Consider the following 16,239-nt stretch of genomic DNA (forward strand, 5'->3'; position numbering starts at 1 on the left):
TAGGGAGTGAATACATCCATGACGTCGAAACTTTTGGAAGTGCTATCAGGCAAAGAAGAAAATTATATTTTACCATTCTTTTGGCTGCATGGGGAAGGGGATGATGTGCTGCGCGAAGAAATGGCCCGCATCCACGAGTCTGGCATTCGGGCGGTTTGCGTGGAAGCGAGGCCGCATCCGGATTACCTGGGACCCAAATGGTGGATGGATATAGACGTCATTATGGATGAGGCTAGGATGCGTGGTATGAAGGTGTGGATTTTGGATGACGACCACTTCCCGACCGGACATGCGGCAGGCCGATTGAAGGATGCGCCACCTGAACTCCGTCGTCTTTTTTTATGGGAAAGTCATGTTGATGCCATAGGTCCGCGTGCGCATTCCGCTTTCTTGGTATCACCTGTGCCTTATCGCCCGGAAGCGTTCAGCAGGGGAGGCAGTATGGTTGCGGTAATCGCGGTCAAGCGTGATCCGGTAACTGGGGGATTAACGGAGGAGAGTATCGACCTGACGGCTAGCGTAGAGAATGGCAAATTGTTCTGGAGCGTGCCCGACGGCTATTGGCGCATCTTCACGATTATCGAGGGAGAGCATGGTGGGGATCCGAAGAAAAGCGACTATGTGAATTATCTCGTGGCCGAGTCCGTTCGCGTGCTGATCGATACCGTGCATGAGGCATTCTATGCACGTTACCGTAATGATTTCGGTGGAACGTTGGCCGGCTTCTTCTCGGACGAGCCTGGCTTCTACAGCGATAGGGATACATGGGACTTTAATTCTAAAACGGGCAAGAAGGGAGCCACGCTTCCATGGAGCATAGAGATGCACAGCCTGATGGAGAAGGAGCTAGGTTCTGACTATAAAAGGCTGCTTCCCTTGCTCTGGCATGATGAAGGCGAGAATGGATCTCGAACTCGTTACTGTTACATGAATCTTGTGAGCAAGCTGTACGCGGAAAATTTCACAGATCAGATCGGCAATTGGTGCCGGGAGCGCGGGGGCGAGTATATCGGCCATGTACTTGAAGATAACAGTGTTCACGCCCGGCTCGGCAGCGGCGCGGGACATTTCTTTCGAGCACTTGGCGGACAGGACATGTCCGGACTGGATGTCGTTCTCTGGCAGCTTCGTCCTGGATTCGACGAAATTCCAACAAAAGGAATAGTAGGAGAACTCGATTCGGAGTTCTTCAACTATGGCATGGCTAAGATGGCCGTGTCGTTAGCCCACTTGGATCCGAAGAAGAGAGGGCGTACGATGGCCGAGGTTTTCGGTGCTTATGGTTGGACAGAAGGTCTTAAGTTAATGAAGTGGCTAACTGATCACATGCTTGTCCGCGGCGTGAACTACTTCGTTCCTCATGCCTTCTCACCGCGAGAATATCCGGACTGGGATTGCCCACCGCATCTCTATGCCAGAGGCAAGAACCCGCAATACCGATATTACAAATATCTGAATGCTTATACGAATCGGTTGAGCCATCTCCTGTCGGGCGGAACGCACGTTGCATCTGCAGCCGTGCTCTATCATGCCGAGGCGGAATGGTCTGGGGACTACATGTATTTTCACAAGCCCGTTAAAGAATTGATTCGAAATCAGATCGACTGCGACGTGCTGCCATGCGATACGATCGTTCAAGACGTCACGGTTCAAGACGGCAAGCTCTGCATGCACGGCGAGACCTTCGATTGTCTTATAGTTCCCTACAGCGACGCACTTCCAACAGTTGTATTGGTTCGCATGCATGAGCTGGCGGAGCAGGGACTCTCCATTTTCTTCATCGATGAACTTCCGCGAAGGTCTAGCGAGGGGGGGCATCATCCGAATGAGCTAGCCAGGCTTGCCGAGAACGAGCGGATCGAGGTCATTCCTCTCAAAAAACTCGCGGATAGGATGAATCAATCCGGTTATTACGAAGTGCAGGTCAGGGAAAGCGAGCCGTTCTTGCGTTACTACCATGTGAGACATTCGGATATGGACGTCTTCATGTTCTTCAACGAGCACCCACGCAAGGCCATCGATACGGAGGTTCGTCTGCCGGTATCGGAGGGTGTGCTAGCGTATGATGCCTATGCCAATAGGCTCCAAGAATTGGAATACGTGCCGGATGGCAACGGATCCATTCTGCGGCTAACATTACACCCAACGGAAAGCATTGTCGTGGTCGCAGGAAATGGTGTAGCCAAGATTAACACCGAGCCGCGGAGGGCAGTATGCGAACATTCGCGCCTCGAGGGACCATGGTCGGTTTCTACGGCCAAATCCGAGCAGTATCCGGAATTTACGCCATGGCGTGAATTGGAGATGTTATCGGATCTAAGCCGAGAGGAGTTGCTACCTTCCTTCTCAGGGACGATTCGCTATGAGACTGAATTCGATTGGTCATCTGCGTCCGGAAATCGCGTGGCGATCGATCTTGGCGAAGCTTACGAAACGGCTGAGGTATTCCTGAATGGGGAATCCGCAGGTGTCCGCATTGCCGCTCCTTATCGGTTCGACATCAGTGACTTGGCACGGGAGGGCATCAATTCGCTTGCCATTGAAGTGACCAATACGCTTGTGCTTGAGACGCCTGATTCCTTGTCGCGTATGGGGCAGCTCGAGCCAAGCGGGTTGCTTGGGCCAATCCGGTTGCTCGTTGGCGATCTGTCTGAGCATGAAGAGTAAATAAAATTATGAGATGATCGGTCGTAAGCTTCACCGCTGCGAGCTTTGGCAACCAGAATACGAGCCAGCTTGCCGCAAAGGTTCATCACTGAGCGAATTGGCTGATCATAATTGCGACATTTATCTCCATCTCGCCTGTTTAAAGTCTGCCACTCACCACTTAAAGTTTACCACTAAGCCGCCGAAAATCAGGAATTAACTCCTGATTTTCGTTCGGCTTTTTTTCCACTCTTTTACCAGGAACCTGGATTTCCTTGATCTTTCTACTCAACCTTTTTTCTTCTCATGTGTTTGCTCGACTTAACTTTTTTAAAAAAAGAAACCGTTTTAGCGGTTACCAATAAATCGATATCATCATCAGTTTTGATCAGATAAATACGATCATGGACATGTTTAATGTCATATAGACTATCCAGATGTGAATTTACACAATGATCTGTCCAGCCTGGTTTAGCAGGTTGATAAGAGAATAAGTAAATTTTTGCTGTCAATTGTACCCCCTCCCAGTATCGTCAATAACTCGTTATTCCTGTTCTATGATGTTTAGGACACTTTGCCTTAGATCGTTTAATGGCTTATCGCTTTCAACTTAATAGAGGATTATGCAGCGCAAACTATCCGTATTAGAATAACGTGAGTCATATGCGGTTAAAATAGAAATACTATGGAATCATTGATAAGGGATTAATGCTTATACCCAATGGAAGGGATGGTAGCATGGTTTTTGAAATTACTGAATTAATGGAACAAAAAAATAGTAATCCAACTAAATAGCCAAGTAATGACATCAACTAGCTCTATTCATTTTGCTTAGAGAAAGAGGTGTTTTTTTGCATATTATTATAAATTCTATCTTTGAACGATTAAATGTGAATCTTGAAACGGAACGTGATCTCATTTTTAAAACGATTTCTGATCGGCAGGCCCTTAAAGTCTACCGAATTAGGAGAACAAAAGCTAAATAAAAAGAAAGCGCTGGCTATATTGTCTTCAGATGCCTTGTCTTCCGTTGCGTACGGGCCGGAACAATTCTTAATTGTTCTCGTTACAATTGGGGCCGCTGCCTTCTGGTACTCCATCCCGATTGCGATTGGCGTATTAGTATTGCTGACCGCACTCATTTTGTCCTACCGGCAGATAATTTTTGCTTATTCGCATGGTGGTGGAGCCTATGTGGTATCCAAGGAAAACTTGGGGAAATACCCCGGACTGATTGCCGGCGGTTCGTTGTTGGTGGACTATATTTTGACGGTGGCAGTAAGTATATCGGCCGGTGCGGACGCGATTACCTCAGCTTTTCCAAGCCTGCATGAGCATAAAGTAGTTATCGCTATTGTCTTCGTGATCCTGATTACGATTCTAAACTTAAGAGGGGTAACGGAATCCGCTTCCGTACTTGCTTATCCGGTTTATTTATTCGTGCTGGCTTTATTCATTCTGATTGGTACAGGCTTGTATAACATTTTAACCGGTAACGTTCCGGCAGAGCTGCATACCTCATTGGGCACGCCGGTAGCGGGGATCAGTCTATTCCTGCTGCTGCGCGCATTTTCCTCCGGGAGCTCTGCGTTAACGGGTGTAGAGGCGATATCCAATGCCATTCCGAATTTCAAAAGTCCGGAGGCTTCTAACGCCGCCAAAACCTTAGTGGCCATGGGAGCCTTACTTGCTGTTATGTTCTCAGGAATTGTTGTGCTAGCCTATTACTATGGTATAGCTCCCCGTGCTGATGTGACGGTCGTGTCGCAAATAGCCGAGCAAACGTTCGGCCAGAATGCGATGTATTTCTTCATACAGGGAACCACTGCATTAATACTGATTCTGGCTGCCAACACCGGGTATTCCGCATTCCCCTTGCTGGCTGTGAATCTGGCCAAGGATAAGTTCATTCCGCAGATGTTCACCATGCGTGGAGACCGGCTGGGTTACTCTAACGGTATTATTATCCTGGGTGTTCTGTCTATGCTCCTGATTTATGTATTTGAAGGGAAGACAGAGCAATTGATCCCATTATATGCTGTAGGTATGTTCATTCCCTTTACGCTGTCACAGACAGGAATGATGGTTAAGTGGCTCCGGGAAAAACAGGCGGGCTGGCTGCAAAAATTCATCATCAACACCGTTGGTGCTCTAATCAGCCTCATCGTTACGATGATGTTCTTCTTGACCAAGTTCACACAGGTCTGGCCGGTATTTGTATTTTTGCCGATTCTCCTTCTGGTGTTCCACCGGATTCATAAGCATTACGAGGCCGTTGCCGACCAGCTCAGAATAACCACCTGTGAGGAAACGATTAAGATTGAAGGCAATGTAATCATCGTGCCGGTTGCCGGAATTACTCATGTGGTGATGAACTCCCTGGAATATGCCAAATCGCTGAATCCGCAGCAGATTATCGCCGTGTATGTGCCTTTCGAAAGAGAAGAGGAAGCAATATTCGAGGAGAAATGGAGAAAGTGGCAGCCGGAAATAAGATTAGTGACACTGTATACTCCTTATAGAAGCATCGTACAACCGTTGACCAAATTCATTGATACGATCAATTGGAAGGCCGCAGAGCTGAACCATAGGGTAACAGTCATCATTCCACAGTTCATTCCGAAGAAAGGCTGGCATAACATCCTTCATAATCAATCGAGTCTGCTAATACGTGCCCGGTTACTGTTCCGCAGCGATGTTATTGTCACTACTGTTCCTTATCATTTGAAGAAGTAATATGTTTCATACATTAGGCTGGTTTCATAAAAGAAGCCTGCACCCCATACCGGGCGTGCAGGCTTTTTGTTATTTCCAATCCTCTAAGCTAAGCCTAAGCGGCCTGCTTAGACGGCAATGCGCGGCGGACAAGCTTCGCCAGCTCCATCACGATGACCGAGCCAACGGCAAGGCCAGTGGCTGTGAGCCAGTGGTCCATCCCGAAGGAAGCGGGGATGGAGAAAATGTCTCTGACGCCGGGCAGGACGGCAATGCCGTAGAAGGCAAAGCAGACCATGACAGCGCCGATCACATATTTGTTGCTGAAGAAGCCGGCTTCCACAGAGGTCTGGCTGTTGGAGCGGGCTGCGAAGGTCTGGAGCGTATGCGCCAGAATCAGCGTGGTGAAGGCCATGGCAATGCCCATTTCATCGGAATGCTGCAGCCCGATGTACTGGGAGACAATGACGGCAATCCCGATCAGCAGACCGCGGGTAATGACAGCCTGCATCATGCCTCCGGCGAAGATGCCTTCGCCAATGTCCCGTGGCTTGCGGCTCATTACATCCGGCTCAGCCTTCTCCATGCCCAGGGCAATAGCGGGCAGGGAATCGTTCGCCAGGTTGATGAACAGCAGCTGGATAGCGGTGAACGGGTTAATCCAGTCTATGTGTAATACAGTGCTTAATCCGCGTGATCCCTATTATTAAAAGAACTTAAAAGATATTAAATCTTTAAAAGAATTAAAAGAAATAACCCAAGTGCGCGCAAATGTAAACCGCTAATTTCTACGACTATCGCCGCGTCCGCCTATTTCTGCCCCTTTCTCGCGCTAAACTTTCATTATCTAAACCAACGGAGGTATCACGCACATGAACGCTAAATTCCCGGATAATCCGCTACTCGGTCCGCTATCCCGCGCAGACTTCATTACCGCTAACACGCCGCTCATAGAAAAGATAATCGTGCGCTATTTTCGCGGTCAACTCGCCGCCACACATACGCCGCGCACCGACGCGATGAACGATGGCGCTATCGGACTCATTAACGCATACGATCGCTATAACGACGCATCCGTCCCGTTCGGCTCGTTCGCCTTTCCGCATATATACGGAGAAATCCGAAACGCACTATCCCGGCGGCCATCTACCGGCATCCGCATACCGAACTGGCTGTATCCGCTGATTAAACGGATTAACCGCGCTGGCCTGGCGGATGCAAGCGCCAAAGTCGTAGCGCTGGAACTCGGCATCACTGTTAAGCAAGCGCGCCAAGCCCTCCGCTGTATACGTATAGCGAAGACGGACGGACTGGCGGATGAAGATAAGCGCAGCAGTACGGACGACTATACGCACCTGGCCGCTGACGAGTTTATCGCGCGATTAAAGCCAAAGCCGCAGCGGGTTATCCACATGTTAATGGCGGACTATACGCAGTCGGAGGTCGCGCGCTCACTCGATATGTCGCGCCAGGCCATCCGCTCAGTAATCCTCCGTGTACGCGCGGATTACGAAGCTTACGATAAAATTAGCGCGTAGAGTGTACGTTATGAATTTGGCGTACGTCATATTAAACGAAGGGGGCTACGTTATGAAATTCCGCAAGAAAGCCGTTATTGTCGACGCGGTCCAATACACGCCGGGACTCGAAGACGGCTACGCATGTTACGCAATTGAAGGAGGGTCCCGCGCCGGCCGATTCGTCGGCTATCACGATAAAAGGACGCCGATACCGCCGGGATTCCGCAAGGTTCCCGCAATCCGAACGCTCGAAGGATTCCACGAAATCAGCGCGGGCGATTGGATTATTACCGGTATTGCCGGCGAGCGCTATCCGTGTAAGCCGGAGATATTCGCGCAAACGTACGAGGCCGCCGACGGTCCGCCACACGAAGAGGAAGCGCACGAAATGATACGTTAAACCTATGTAAGCCGCTATTACCCTGAGCCGGAGCATCAACGCTTTCGTACGGAGAGTATCGCGTACGCTAACGGAATGATGTACGTATTGAATACGCTTGGTATAAAAATCGAAGGAGTGAACGTGCAATGTCAACGTTAGTCAAACCGGTAACAATTCCACGCGAGGTGGCGGACGCAATCGAGTTTCTACGGAGAGCGGGGCGTGATAACGAAACGTTAATATACGAGGTTATTAACCCAACGCGTGGTTACAACGATACGCTCACGCACTTGCGATCTATCCCGTTCAACACGTTAATGCGCGCTCTGCTTGACGGATATGAACGCGAGCTAACGGAGGAAGAGCAGGCTTACGTGAGAATCGCGGAGGCATACGATTATTGCGCCAACGGAAGAGGAGCGCGTAGTCACGCTGCACAGGACTCAGCTTATGCGCAAGGAATTAAGTTCACGCTTAACACGTTAAACATCGTTATCCCCGGCGTCAACGATACGGAGGTGCGTGCGTAATGTCTACGATTAAACCGGTAACAGTTCCGTGTGAAGTGGCGGACGCGATCGAAGGCCAAGTCTTACGATTACACAGCCCAATCATGAGATCCAGCAAACGCATGAATAATTTAAATGGAATATCTTCGGCTTTTTTCGAGAGCGTCGAGTGATCTACAGAACGTTGCCCACAAAGGGCCATTCGCTGTTCTCCGTCCCGATACCCCTCCACTGTTGGAAGGCGGCTTCGCTCAAAAAAAGAAATAAATCATAAACCGTAAACTTACGTGCAACATCGATATAATTCAATTCTTCGAGGAGAGAACGTACTTTTTCTTCGGGAATCACCAATTGCAGAATATTCGATAATGAAGTAGACTTTTTCATGAGGTCGCCTCGTTTCCGACGTTTGTAGGGGTACAAACACTTTACCGAATGAGCGGCCTTTTTTCTACCTTTTTTTGGTTAATCAACAGGCCTAATACCTTTATAACCAACGAACAAAAAGCCATTCCGCAAACTCAATCTGAACGAATGGCTTATATTCTGAAAAAATTGGTGCAAACCAAACAACCGATTTATGTTTATGATTTAAGCGAATCTCTATTTATCAGCGAATCCACGCTAAGACTGGATTTAAAGTATTAAATGGATGGATTCGGTGGAGGCTGATCCCCATGCGCAGATGGGTTCGCCCAGCCTATTCCGTAAGCTCGATGGGACATATGGCTTGGTTGCATTGGGGAACAACTGTGGCACTTCCATCTATTTGTGGGATTCGGACGATCTGCTTTCCTTTAAGAACCAGCGGTGTGTTTAGATAAATACGGAAGGGTTGGCGGTTGAAGACCCTAAAATCATGTTTGACTCCAAGACGGGATCCTATCAGTTATATTGGAAAAGCGCGAACGGAGGAGAGTCTTACCATTCCAGCTCAGGGAAACCGGTGGTTGTCCGTACTTTGGACATTGGAGGAGACTTATTTAAAGCTGCCTAAAGAAATGAACCCTTTTCTAGGCTTTAGGGAAATTCGTTTATGTTTGGAAGAACAAGCTGTTTTCCGTACACAATTACGTGCATTATTGCGTGCGGGCGTCTATGGTAATCTGAAAATTATGTTCCCAATGATTGCAACCGTTTCTGAATTTAGGGAAGCAAAATCCATCCTTATGGAAGAAAAAGAAAAGCTTGCGGCAGAAGGAGTCAAAGTGGCCGAACAAATATGGATGCGGCAGAGAAAAAATCGTCTACCTCGACGTGATGGATTACAATTAACGATTTAGCAAACGGGTGATTCGCGGCTTTGCGATCTGGAGGTTAAAAAGAAAGAAAGAGATGTTTGATTCGCGATACCCGGTGCAGGAAGGGCATGAAGAACCCGCCTAATTCCCTTGTTCCTGGGGGTGGGGTAACAACCACACCTACAAACAAACACCCGAGTAGCTGTTCTCTTACACAAACTTCTTGACGTTACCAGTTTGGTGGTGAAGAATCAGTAAGAATCATTAAAATAACCGTGTAGGAACTTAAAAATGCCCGATTGAGTGTGGAATTCATCAATTGTATAGTTAAATTGTAAACGGATTCATCAAAATAACGAGCGGATAGCTTAATTTGGCCTCTATGTGACATTAAAGTGGAGTGATTAAAAAATTGATAGGAGGAAGTCTATGTAATTTACATAGGGGCAAACTATCATCCTCACAATTGGCCACGATAGCGTTGGCCAGTCCATCCTAGTTTACCACTCCGGTCAGTCATGTACGTCACAGCGGTACCAAGCAGAGAATAGATTTGCCTGACAGCCACCCTCACAGCTTGCTTAACAATAACATTTATCAGGGGCGAATTGTTTTGCATCCATAGAATGTTGAGGAGATTGATGTCCATGAGTGATGTAGGATGGCTGAAGGATTTCAAGAAAGGAGCGATTTAGTGAAGCATGCATTTAAAGTGTCAGATCTCAAAAAAATTCGTTTGATTGTCAACAGTGATGCCAAGAATGAAGCGGACGACCAGTATGCAATCGTTCATGTACTGCTAACGTCTCAATTTATCGTGAAAGGCTTGATTGGTGCCCATTTCGGCGAAGAGAGGAGCACATCCTCAATGATAGACAGTGTGAAGGAAATTGAACTTCTTTTGGACCTCATGGGCTTGTCTGGCGAGTATCCTGTTCTTTGTGGAGCCGAGCGCGCCATGCAAGACGAGAGGACGCCTTCTTTATCCGACGGTGCAGAATTTATTGTTCGTGAAGCCATGTCCGATGATCAAAGACCTTTGTTCGTGATTTTTCTAGGGGCTATCACTGATTTGGCTACGGCCTACCTCATGAATCCGGCGATTGCCGATCGTTTGACAGCTGTATGGATAGGTGGTGGAGCCTGGCCAAACGGGGGGGTGGAATACAATCTGGGTAACGATATTCACGCAGCAAATATCATATTCAACTCTACAATTCCGCTTTGGCAGGTTCCTAGAAATGTGTACAGCAAGATGCGGGTCAGCATCACTGAATTAAAACAAAGAGTAGAACCACACGGCGCAATTGGTCGATATTTAGTTCGCCAATTATTGGAGACATATGAGAAATGGGAAAACAATCCGGATTGGCCAAGGGGGGAAGTATGGACTTTAGGAGATTCGCCTGCGGTAGGGTTGCTAATGAATGATCAACCCTATGATTATGAATTGAAACCTGCCCCCCGCATATCTCCAGACATGACTTATATCCATTATCAAACGAAGAGATTAATCAGAGTATATCGAGATATCGATGCGCGGTTTATTTTGGAAGACATGTATGCTAAATTGGAGTTGTTTAATGGTTGAGAATTTAACTATATAGACCGCAATTGAGATCATAACCTGACGAGCAGACAATGTACGGTCCCCAGCGGATGCTTATTGATTTGCTTCATAAATTGGCTGCTTCATGTTTGCTATACTTGACACTTTACGTTGTCTGCCACGAGGGAACCAATTATATTGCAGTGCTTGATAGGAACGAATTAATTCGTCCTCAAAGAGCAAATGATCGATTTTTTCGACTTCAACCTGTTTCTTGAGCAATGCAAAGGTATGCTTTTTGAAATACGCTTGAGTGTCCTCGTCCGCATAGGCAAGCGTATAGGTTGCTTTGGTAAAACTGGAATTCATCCATTTTAGCATCGCGCTGATCCAACGTACGCTCATTTAGATACCAAATTCCTGTTCGATCTACTCCGCCACAAGCGGGAGAGTCCAGGTATACCGAGCTTCAAAACCCCATATCTACCGGTTGTTGCTGTTCCAGCATCGCCGCTAACTGTTACGCTGTTCCTGCGTGAGCTTTGTCGGTTGTCCAGGGGAATGATCCAACTTCAGGCCGGACAGACCTTGCGTTTGGTAGGCTTTCCAATAGAGACCGATGGTTTGACTCGCGCGACTTAGTAGATCATTGATCTCTTCAAATGTGTGTCCTTCCAGACGAAGACGGACTGCCAGGTACCTTTCGTAGAGTTGTTTATCCGATGATTGTTTCATTGCTGCATTCAATTACTCGATTTCTTCGTTTCTTATTTTCATCGCCGCCTGCGGGTAGGTTATTACTATTCTTTACTCGATTTGGTGACTAAAATGATTTTGGCAGTTTCTTAAATGTGTTCTATATGTAAAAATTGTGAGGGAACTTTAAATATGAAGCCAATACCTTATCTTGAAATTAATGAAGAAGGGCTTTCGACACTATTTGTGGACGGGAAACCTTATATCGCATTTGCAGGAGAGATTCATAATTCCAGTTCGTCCAGCTTAACTTATATGTCAGAACAGGTATGGCCCTATTTAAAGGGATTATATCTAAATACGGTAATTGTCCCAGTATACTGGGAACAAATTGAACCGACCAAGGGTGATTTTGATTTTTCAATCGTGGACGGAATTGTTAAACAAGCGAGGGAAGAGAAAGTTCGTCTAGTATTACTTTGGTTTGGACTTTGGAAGAATGGCACTTCCATGTACACTCCAGGATGGATTAAACGAGATTATAAAACGTATTTTCGGGCCTGTTACAGAGGAAGTATTCCTTCAAATACAATCTCCCCGTTGTGTGAAGCCGCTGTTACAGCGGATGCAGAAGCTTTCAGCAGCTTAATGAAACATTTAAAAGATATTGATGGTGAACAGAATACAGTAATTATGATGCAAGTCGAAAATGAAATTGGTTTTCTAAACAGCGCGAGAGACTTCTCTGCCTTGGCAGAAGCACTTTTTGGAAAAGTTGCTCCACAAGAGATTTGTGAGGCATCTGGTAGGGTTGGAACATGGAGTGAATTATTTGGTGAAGATGCTGATGAATATTTTATGGCATATCATTATGCCTGTGCAGTAGAAAAGATCGCGAAATCTGGAGCTGCAGAGTATGATTTGCCATTGTTTGTAAATGCCTGGTTAGAACAGTTTCCAAAACGGCCGGGTGCGTATCCAAGTGGAGGACCTATCGCCAAAGTAATGAAAATTTGGAGACTTGCTGCACCATCAATAGCTTTATACGCTCCTGACATTTACTTGCCCAACTTCGCTGAGGTTTGTGAGGAATATACAACAGATAAAAATCCTCTGTTTATACCTGAAGCACGAAGAGATCTTGTTTCTGCAACCAATGTTTTTTATGCAGTCGGCAAGCATAACGCAATTTGTTTTGCGCCCTTTGGAATCGAAGAGTTTCTCAAGGAGCCGACAAAATGGGCACATTCGATTGATCCTGCTCTGCTTCTGGCATTAAATATAGACAAGTCAGGCTTTACTCTGAATGGTACGGGTCCTTTTCTTGCAGAGAGCTATAAGTTATTAGGGAATATGTCAGGTACAATTTGTAAATATAGAGGCTCCGGTAAAATGACAGGCTTTTTGCAGAATCATGACCGGGGCACTATTTTATCCTTGGAGAAATATGATCTAAAAATTACTTATCAACGAGAGGAAGAAAACTACCCGATTTCTGGTGGGCTTGTCATTGAAGTTTCAGAAGATCAATTTATCTTGGCAGGGATAAGATTTACTGCAGAGTGGCTTCCAAAACGAGGAGAGAACTCAAAAGTTGATTATATTAGTATTGAAGAGGGGACATTCAATAATGATGAATGGATCATGAACAGAAGGCTTAATGGAGATGAGGGTAGCAGAATCTCGGTAGGAAATAAACCTTCAGCTTTAAAAATAGAATTGTATAAATATGAATAGAGGATAGTAAAGGTTGATATATTGTGTAGGGAAGCAGGCAGAGAAGCAGCGGCTCCATCATTTCAAAAAAGATACTACTTTTTTAATGTAAGCCAGATTTCTTTCCAGCACTAACTTGGTAGAATGGATGTACAAACACTATGAAGGACTTACCGATTTATACTATGTATCGGATGTATGTGTAAGGGGAATATTTTACGATTTTTAAGAAATTCCTAGAAATTCCTAGAGATTCCTAGAGATTCCTTTTTTTAAATCTGTTCATTGATAATGATGCCGTATGTATTTCTAATCGAGTTGTTTAAATATAACGCTTATCTATGAAATTGAGCTCAATCCTGAAAGCATGTAATCGATTGGTAAGTCGTTTGAACTTATTTGTGGTAACCCGCTAATACTATACTGGGGAGACCCTCCCCTGCACGGGATTTTTTTTAGAAACCCGTAAAGAGACACTCTATAAGTCCAAAAGGCGAAGTGAACCGTCTGCAGGTAGGGAGTCCGAGAGGCTAATAGTACCGAAGAACCTAAGGACAACATAACCTTGGGGAGGGAAGGAGCTCACATGTTCGCGCATTGGCTTTCGACCTAGCCAATGAGGAGCGGAAAGAAGCCGTAACCAATCGGCTGGCGGAACTTGTTATCGAACAGGATTACCATTTGAATACAGGTTTCCTGTCCACACCGTTTTTTCTCCACGTCCTGGCTGAATACGGATATCTGGATGTCGCTTACCGACTCCTGGAACAGGAGTCATGTCCGTCCTGGTTGTATGCCGTGACCAAAGGCGCAACAACCATTTGGGAAAGCTGGAATGGAGTATCGCCGGAGGGAGAGCTGGCTTATTCGCTGAATCACTACTCCTATGGGGCGGTATGCAATTTCCTTTTGCCGATGTGGCCGGTATTCGACCTGTCACAGAGCAGCCGGGAGATGAGCATTTTGTTATTAAGCCTTGGATCGGTGGTACATTAACGTATGCTTCTGCGACATATGAATCTCCCTATGGCCAAATCGAATCCAGTTGGGAAAAGACCGATGAAGGGGTGGACTATCGGATTGTTGTACCTGTCAACACAACAGCAACCGTCATGCTGGAAGGAAGTGAAGAGGACACGAAACGTTTGTTGGCGGACTTTGAAAGTGTATACTATAAAGATGGGCGTGTCATATTGGAAGTAGGCAGCGACTCTTATCACATTAAAGTCCAGCAATAGAAAAGATTCTGCAGTCCGGAAGCTTCGCTCTGGCGAGAACGCTTCCGGATTTCAGAATCTTGAGTTTAGAAAAATTATCGGTGTATCGTTTCGAATATGGAATTGATTTTCTCTGAGATAGCAAACTTACCGTTGTCAAACTTCCATGGCACAATGACGCCAATCATAGCAGCAATGAATGTATCCATTAACTCTTTGGCAGATTTCCGGGAATGAATCTCATTCCTTTTGGTCGATTGATTGTTAATTCAATAGAAGAGCCCATTGCCTCGAAATAAGTATAAAAGTGCTTCCCCTCAAGCTCGAACTCCGCCATTAGAATATGATACATCAAATCAAGGCCGACTTTGGCGATGATCTTCGCATAATCCAGCGCATGTTTTTTTAGAGTTTGCCTGGGAGATCCAAACTTTCATCCATCACAATATTCTGTTTGATTTGAGAAGAAAACCAATATAACAATAAATCATTCTTGTTGCTGAAGTGATGATAGAATGAGCCGCGAGTTACGCTTAGCTGGCTATAAATGATATTGATGCTGACGTTTTCATAGCGGAAGCATACAGGGACATGGAACTGTTGCCCAATATTCCGGCCAAGGAAGCGATGTTAATGATGAAACCACCCACCGATCTGGACTTCAGAATCGATTCCACGGCAAACTTCATCCCCAGGAAGACGCACTTTAAGTCCACGGCCATCACTTTTTCAAATTCCGCTGTTGAATATTCATGTGCAGGTCTGTTGTCGGCAGCGATACCGGCGTTATTTACCAGTCCGTCCAACCGGCCATAAGTTTTAACGGCAAAGTCGACCAGTTCCTTTACCTCATCCTCTTTGCTTACATCCGTTTGAAAAAAGGATACTTCTCCGTCGTTCGCATCCAGTTCTTCAACAACCTTTAACCCTTTTTCAGCATGAATATCCGATACGACAACCTTCACGCCGTTCTCGGCGTAGCACAGTGCAATAGCCTTGCCAAGACCGTCCGCAGCTCCCGTTACAATGGCTACTTTACCTTTTACACTTGAAAAATCCGTCATGAGAGACTTCCTTTTAAGCCAAAACATACAGGTGTATGTTTTGGTCTAAATTTGAAATTATTTCTTGTCAACGCTGCACATTACTGGTTCAGAAAATGATATTTTTCCCTATAAAACTTAGGCGTGACTCCCGTTACCTTTTCGAAGACTTTGTTAGAATAGCTTTGTCGCTGAAGATCGTCATTTCGGCCGGAACGAGCGTCATACGGATGATAAAGGCATCGATCAGGATACCGAAGACCAGTGCGAAGCCGATTTGCTTGATCATCGCATCAGGTGCGAAGAGGGAAACATGATTACGCCTGAGGCAAGTACGACGCGGCTGGCGAGATCGTAGCCGTAAACGACGAAATCATTGCCATGGCGTCCATGGACGTAAGCCTCACGTGGAGCTGACCAGCGGTCTTCCTGTATCGAAACCAAGCAGGGAGTGCAGCCATCCCCAGGGATAGACAGCTATAGTCAGACCGAAGGTAGCCACTGAGAATAAAGCCAACGGTTGCTTTGATGGGAACGATGACCGAGTGGAAGACAAGCAGTAGGATGAGCAGCGACAGAATTACAATGATTCCGATATAAACAGGGAATGCATCGGAAAGCTTGGATGACATTTCAATATTGATAGCGGTGAAACCGGTCACGCCGAGCATGACATTATTCCCGGAAGCGAGGCTGGAAGACGGATCGTGAAGATCGTGCACCAGATCTCTTGTTGCGGTATCTGTCGGGCCTGTTTTATGGATCAGGCTGATAATGGCGATATCGCCGATTGCATTGACGCCCATAGTGATACCAGTATGAAGCAGTCTATTGAAGCCTTTGAAGATGACATCATAGCTTTGGGGCGTGTCGAAGTATCCAGGTTGGCCGAGACACCTGATAGAATGCTCAACTCCATTTTTAACAGTAATCGTATATCCCTAGCCGCGAAGGAAAATTTACTTAGCCAGCGTCCTGGATCTGTACAAGAAGCAAATTGCAGGC

General features: G+C 46.3%; 15 protein-coding genes and 3 pseudogenes. 10 read left to right on the plus strand and 8 right to left on the minus strand.

The window, feature by feature from the left end:
• Nucleotides 1-18 precede the first annotated feature (18 nt).
• Nucleotides 19-2,667, plus strand: coding sequence for a glycosylhydrolase-like jelly roll fold domain-containing protein (locus NYE33_RS13535; protein ID WP_042139205.1), 2,649 nt, complete (start codon nucleotides 19-21; stop codon nucleotides 2,665-2,667).
• Nucleotides 2,668-2,930: 263 nt separating this feature from the next.
• Here NYE33_RS13535 and NYE33_RS13540 read toward each other — a convergent pair whose 3' ends face one another.
• Nucleotides 2,931-3,158 carry a hypothetical protein gene (locus NYE33_RS13540; RefSeq protein WP_042139204.1) on the minus strand — a complete coding sequence of 76 codons (228 nt, stop codon included), beginning with the start codon at nucleotides 3,156-3,158 and terminating at the stop codon, nucleotides 2,931-2,933.
• Between the two features lie 397 nt (nucleotides 3,159-3,555).
• Here NYE33_RS13540 and NYE33_RS13545 point away from each other — a divergent pair, with 397 nt between their 5' ends.
• The gene (locus NYE33_RS13545) at nucleotides 3,556-5,382 is read left to right on the plus strand and encodes an APC family permease (RefSeq protein ID WP_042139203.1); all 1,827 of its coding nucleotides are present in this window, start codon (nucleotides 3,556-3,558) and stop codon (nucleotides 5,380-5,382) included.
• 94 nt (nucleotides 5,383-5,476) lie between these two features.
• Here the strand turns inward: NYE33_RS13545 and NYE33_RS13550 are convergent.
• Nucleotides 5,477-6,037 (minus strand): annotated as a pseudogene (locus NYE33_RS13550) (cation transporting ATPase C-terminal domain-containing protein); the annotation flags it as partial.
• Between the two features lie 196 nt (nucleotides 6,038-6,233).
• Here NYE33_RS13550 and NYE33_RS13555 point away from each other — a divergent pair.
• The 3 genes from NYE33_RS13555 (at nucleotide 6,234) to NYE33_RS13565 (ending at nucleotide 7,793) form a co-directional block, all read left to right on the plus strand.
• Entirely contained in the window at nucleotides 6,234-6,899 is a 666-nt protein-coding gene (locus NYE33_RS13555; protein WP_042139201.1) for a sigma-70 family RNA polymerase sigma factor, read from the plus strand.
• Nucleotides 6,900-6,951: 52 nt separating this feature from the next.
• The gene (locus tag NYE33_RS13560) at nucleotides 6,952-7,281 is read left to right on the plus strand and encodes a hypothetical protein (protein ID WP_042139200.1); all 330 of its coding nucleotides are present in this window, start codon (nucleotides 6,952-6,954) and stop codon (nucleotides 7,279-7,281) included.
• 299 nt (nucleotides 7,282-7,580) lie between these two features.
• On the plus strand, nucleotides 7,581-7,793 hold the full coding sequence (locus NYE33_RS13565; protein ID WP_341066085.1) for a hypothetical protein: 213 nt from the start codon (nucleotides 7,581-7,583) through the stop codon (nucleotides 7,791-7,793).
• A gap of 153 nt (nucleotides 7,794-7,946) precedes the next feature.
• Here the strand turns inward: NYE33_RS13565 and NYE33_RS13570 are convergent, their stop codons facing one another.
• On the minus strand, nucleotides 7,947-8,159 hold the full coding sequence (locus tag NYE33_RS13570) for a hypothetical protein (RefSeq protein ID WP_042139198.1): 213 nt from the start codon (nucleotides 8,157-8,159) through the stop codon (nucleotides 7,947-7,949).
• A 550-nt stretch (nucleotides 8,160-8,709) separates the two neighbouring features.
• Here NYE33_RS13570 and NYE33_RS13575 point away from each other — a divergent pair.
• Nucleotides 8,710-8,995, plus strand: a pseudogene (locus tag NYE33_RS13575) (putative PEP-binding protein); the annotation flags it as partial.
• A 679-nt stretch (nucleotides 8,996-9,674) separates the two neighbouring features.
• Nucleotides 9,675-10,604, plus strand: a complete 930-nt coding sequence (locus tag NYE33_RS13580; protein WP_042139196.1) for a nucleoside hydrolase — start codon at nucleotides 9,675-9,677, stop codon at nucleotides 10,602-10,604.
• 72 nt (nucleotides 10,605-10,676) lie between these two features.
• Here NYE33_RS13580 and NYE33_RS13585 read toward each other — a convergent pair whose 3' ends face one another.
• Entirely contained in the window at nucleotides 10,677-10,967 is a 291-nt protein-coding gene (locus NYE33_RS13585; protein WP_052422025.1) for a hypothetical protein, read from the minus strand.
• 483 nt (nucleotides 10,968-11,450) lie between these two features.
• Between NYE33_RS13585 and NYE33_RS13590 the strand changes: the two genes are divergently transcribed.
• The 3 genes and pseudogenes from NYE33_RS13590 to NYE33_RS36495 all read left to right on the plus strand — a co-directional run bounded on the left by NYE33_RS13590 (nucleotide 11,451) and on the right by NYE33_RS36495 (nucleotide 14,212).
• Entirely contained in the window at nucleotides 11,451-12,995 is a 1,545-nt protein-coding gene (locus NYE33_RS13590; RefSeq protein ID WP_042139195.1) for a DUF5597 domain-containing protein, read from the plus strand.
• Between the two features lie 567 nt (nucleotides 12,996-13,562).
• A pseudogene (locus tag NYE33_RS13595) lies at nucleotides 13,563-13,970 on the plus strand (alpha-L-rhamnosidase-related protein); the annotation flags it as partial.
• The gene (locus NYE33_RS36495) at nucleotides 13,871-14,212 is read left to right on the plus strand and encodes an alpha-L-rhamnosidase C-terminal domain-containing protein (RefSeq protein ID WP_442950234.1); all 342 of its coding nucleotides are present in this window, start codon (nucleotides 13,871-13,873) and stop codon (nucleotides 14,210-14,212) included. The pseudogene NYE33_RS13595 and the gene NYE33_RS36495, both read left to right, overlap by 100 nt.
• A gap of 384 nt (nucleotides 14,213-14,596) precedes the next feature.
• Here NYE33_RS36495 and NYE33_RS36500 read toward each other — a convergent pair whose 3' ends face one another.
• The 4 genes from NYE33_RS36500 to NYE33_RS13610 all read right to left on the minus strand — a co-directional run bounded on the left by NYE33_RS36500 (nucleotide 14,597) and on the right by NYE33_RS13610 (nucleotide 16,040).
• Nucleotides 14,597-14,800 carry a helix-turn-helix domain-containing protein gene (locus NYE33_RS36500; RefSeq protein WP_081970554.1) on the minus strand — a complete coding sequence of 68 codons (204 nt, stop codon included), beginning with the start codon at nucleotides 14,798-14,800 and terminating at the stop codon, nucleotides 14,597-14,599.
• Nucleotides 14,725-15,255 carry an SDR family NAD(P)-dependent oxidoreductase gene (locus tag NYE33_RS13600; RefSeq protein ID WP_052422023.1) on the minus strand — a complete coding sequence of 177 codons (531 nt, stop codon included), beginning with the start codon at nucleotides 15,253-15,255 and terminating at the stop codon, nucleotides 14,725-14,727. Before NYE33_RS13600 ends, NYE33_RS36500 begins: the two co-directional genes overlap by 76 nt.
• Before the next feature lie 133 nt (nucleotides 15,256-15,388).
• Nucleotides 15,389-15,523, minus strand: a complete 135-nt coding sequence (locus NYE33_RS13605) for a hypothetical protein (RefSeq protein WP_269323133.1) — start codon at nucleotides 15,521-15,523, stop codon at nucleotides 15,389-15,391.
• A 28-nt stretch (nucleotides 15,524-15,551) separates the two neighbouring features.
• Nucleotides 15,552-16,040 (minus strand): hypothetical protein, encoded by a 489-nt coding sequence (locus NYE33_RS13610; protein ID WP_156118698.1) that lies wholly within the window; start codon nucleotides 16,038-16,040, stop codon nucleotides 15,552-15,554.
• Between the last annotated feature and the right edge of the window lie 199 nt (nucleotides 16,041-16,239).

The sequence above is a fragment of the Paenibacillus sp. FSL R10-2199 genome (assembly GCF_038000235.1).
Taxonomy (GTDB): Bacteria; Bacillota; Bacilli; order Paenibacillales; family Paenibacillaceae; genus Paenibacillus_AQ; species Paenibacillus_AQ phytohabitans.

Bases quoted from the DNA above. Each gene is read 5' to 3' on its own strand.
- NYE33_RS13560 (WP_042139200.1), top strand. From the start codon at position 6,952: ATGAAATTCCGCAAGAAAGCCGTTATTGTCGACGCGGTCCAATACACG.
- NYE33_RS36495 (WP_442950234.1), top strand. From the start codon at position 13,871: ATGCAATTTCCTTTTGCCGATGTGGCCGGTATTCGACCTGTCACAGAG.
- NYE33_RS13610 (WP_156118698.1), bottom strand. From the start codon at position 16,040: ATGGGCGTCAATGCAATCGGCGATATCGCCATTATCAGCCTGATCCAT.
- NYE33_RS13565 (WP_341066085.1), top strand. From the start codon at position 7,581: ATGCGCGCTCTGCTTGACGGATATGAACGCGAGCTAACGGAGGAAGAG.
- NYE33_RS13535 (WP_042139205.1), top strand. From the start codon at position 19: ATGACGTCGAAACTTTTGGAAGTGCTATCAGGCAAAGAAGAAAATTAT.
- NYE33_RS13555 (WP_042139201.1), top strand. From the start codon at position 6,234: ATGAACGCTAAATTCCCGGATAATCCGCTACTCGGTCCGCTATCCCGC.
- NYE33_RS13590 (WP_042139195.1), top strand. From the start codon at position 11,451: ATGAAGCCAATACCTTATCTTGAAATTAATGAAGAAGGGCTTTCGACA.
- NYE33_RS13585 (WP_052422025.1), bottom strand. From the start codon at position 10,967: ATGAGCGTACGTTGGATCAGCGCGATGCTAAAATGGATGAATTCCAGT.
- NYE33_RS13605 (WP_269323133.1), bottom strand. From the start codon at position 15,523: ATGATCAAGCAAATCGGCTTCGCACTGGTCTTCGGTATCCTGATCGAT.
- NYE33_RS13600 (WP_052422023.1), bottom strand. From the start codon at position 15,255: ATGACGGATTTTTCAAGTGTAAAAGGTAAAGTAGCCATTGTAACGGGA.
- NYE33_RS13570 (WP_042139198.1), bottom strand. From the start codon at position 8,159: ATGAAAAAGTCTACTTCATTATCGAATATTCTGCAATTGGTGATTCCC.
- NYE33_RS13580 (WP_042139196.1), top strand. From the start codon at position 9,675: ATGGCTGAAGGATTTCAAGAAAGGAGCGATTTAGTGAAGCATGCATTT.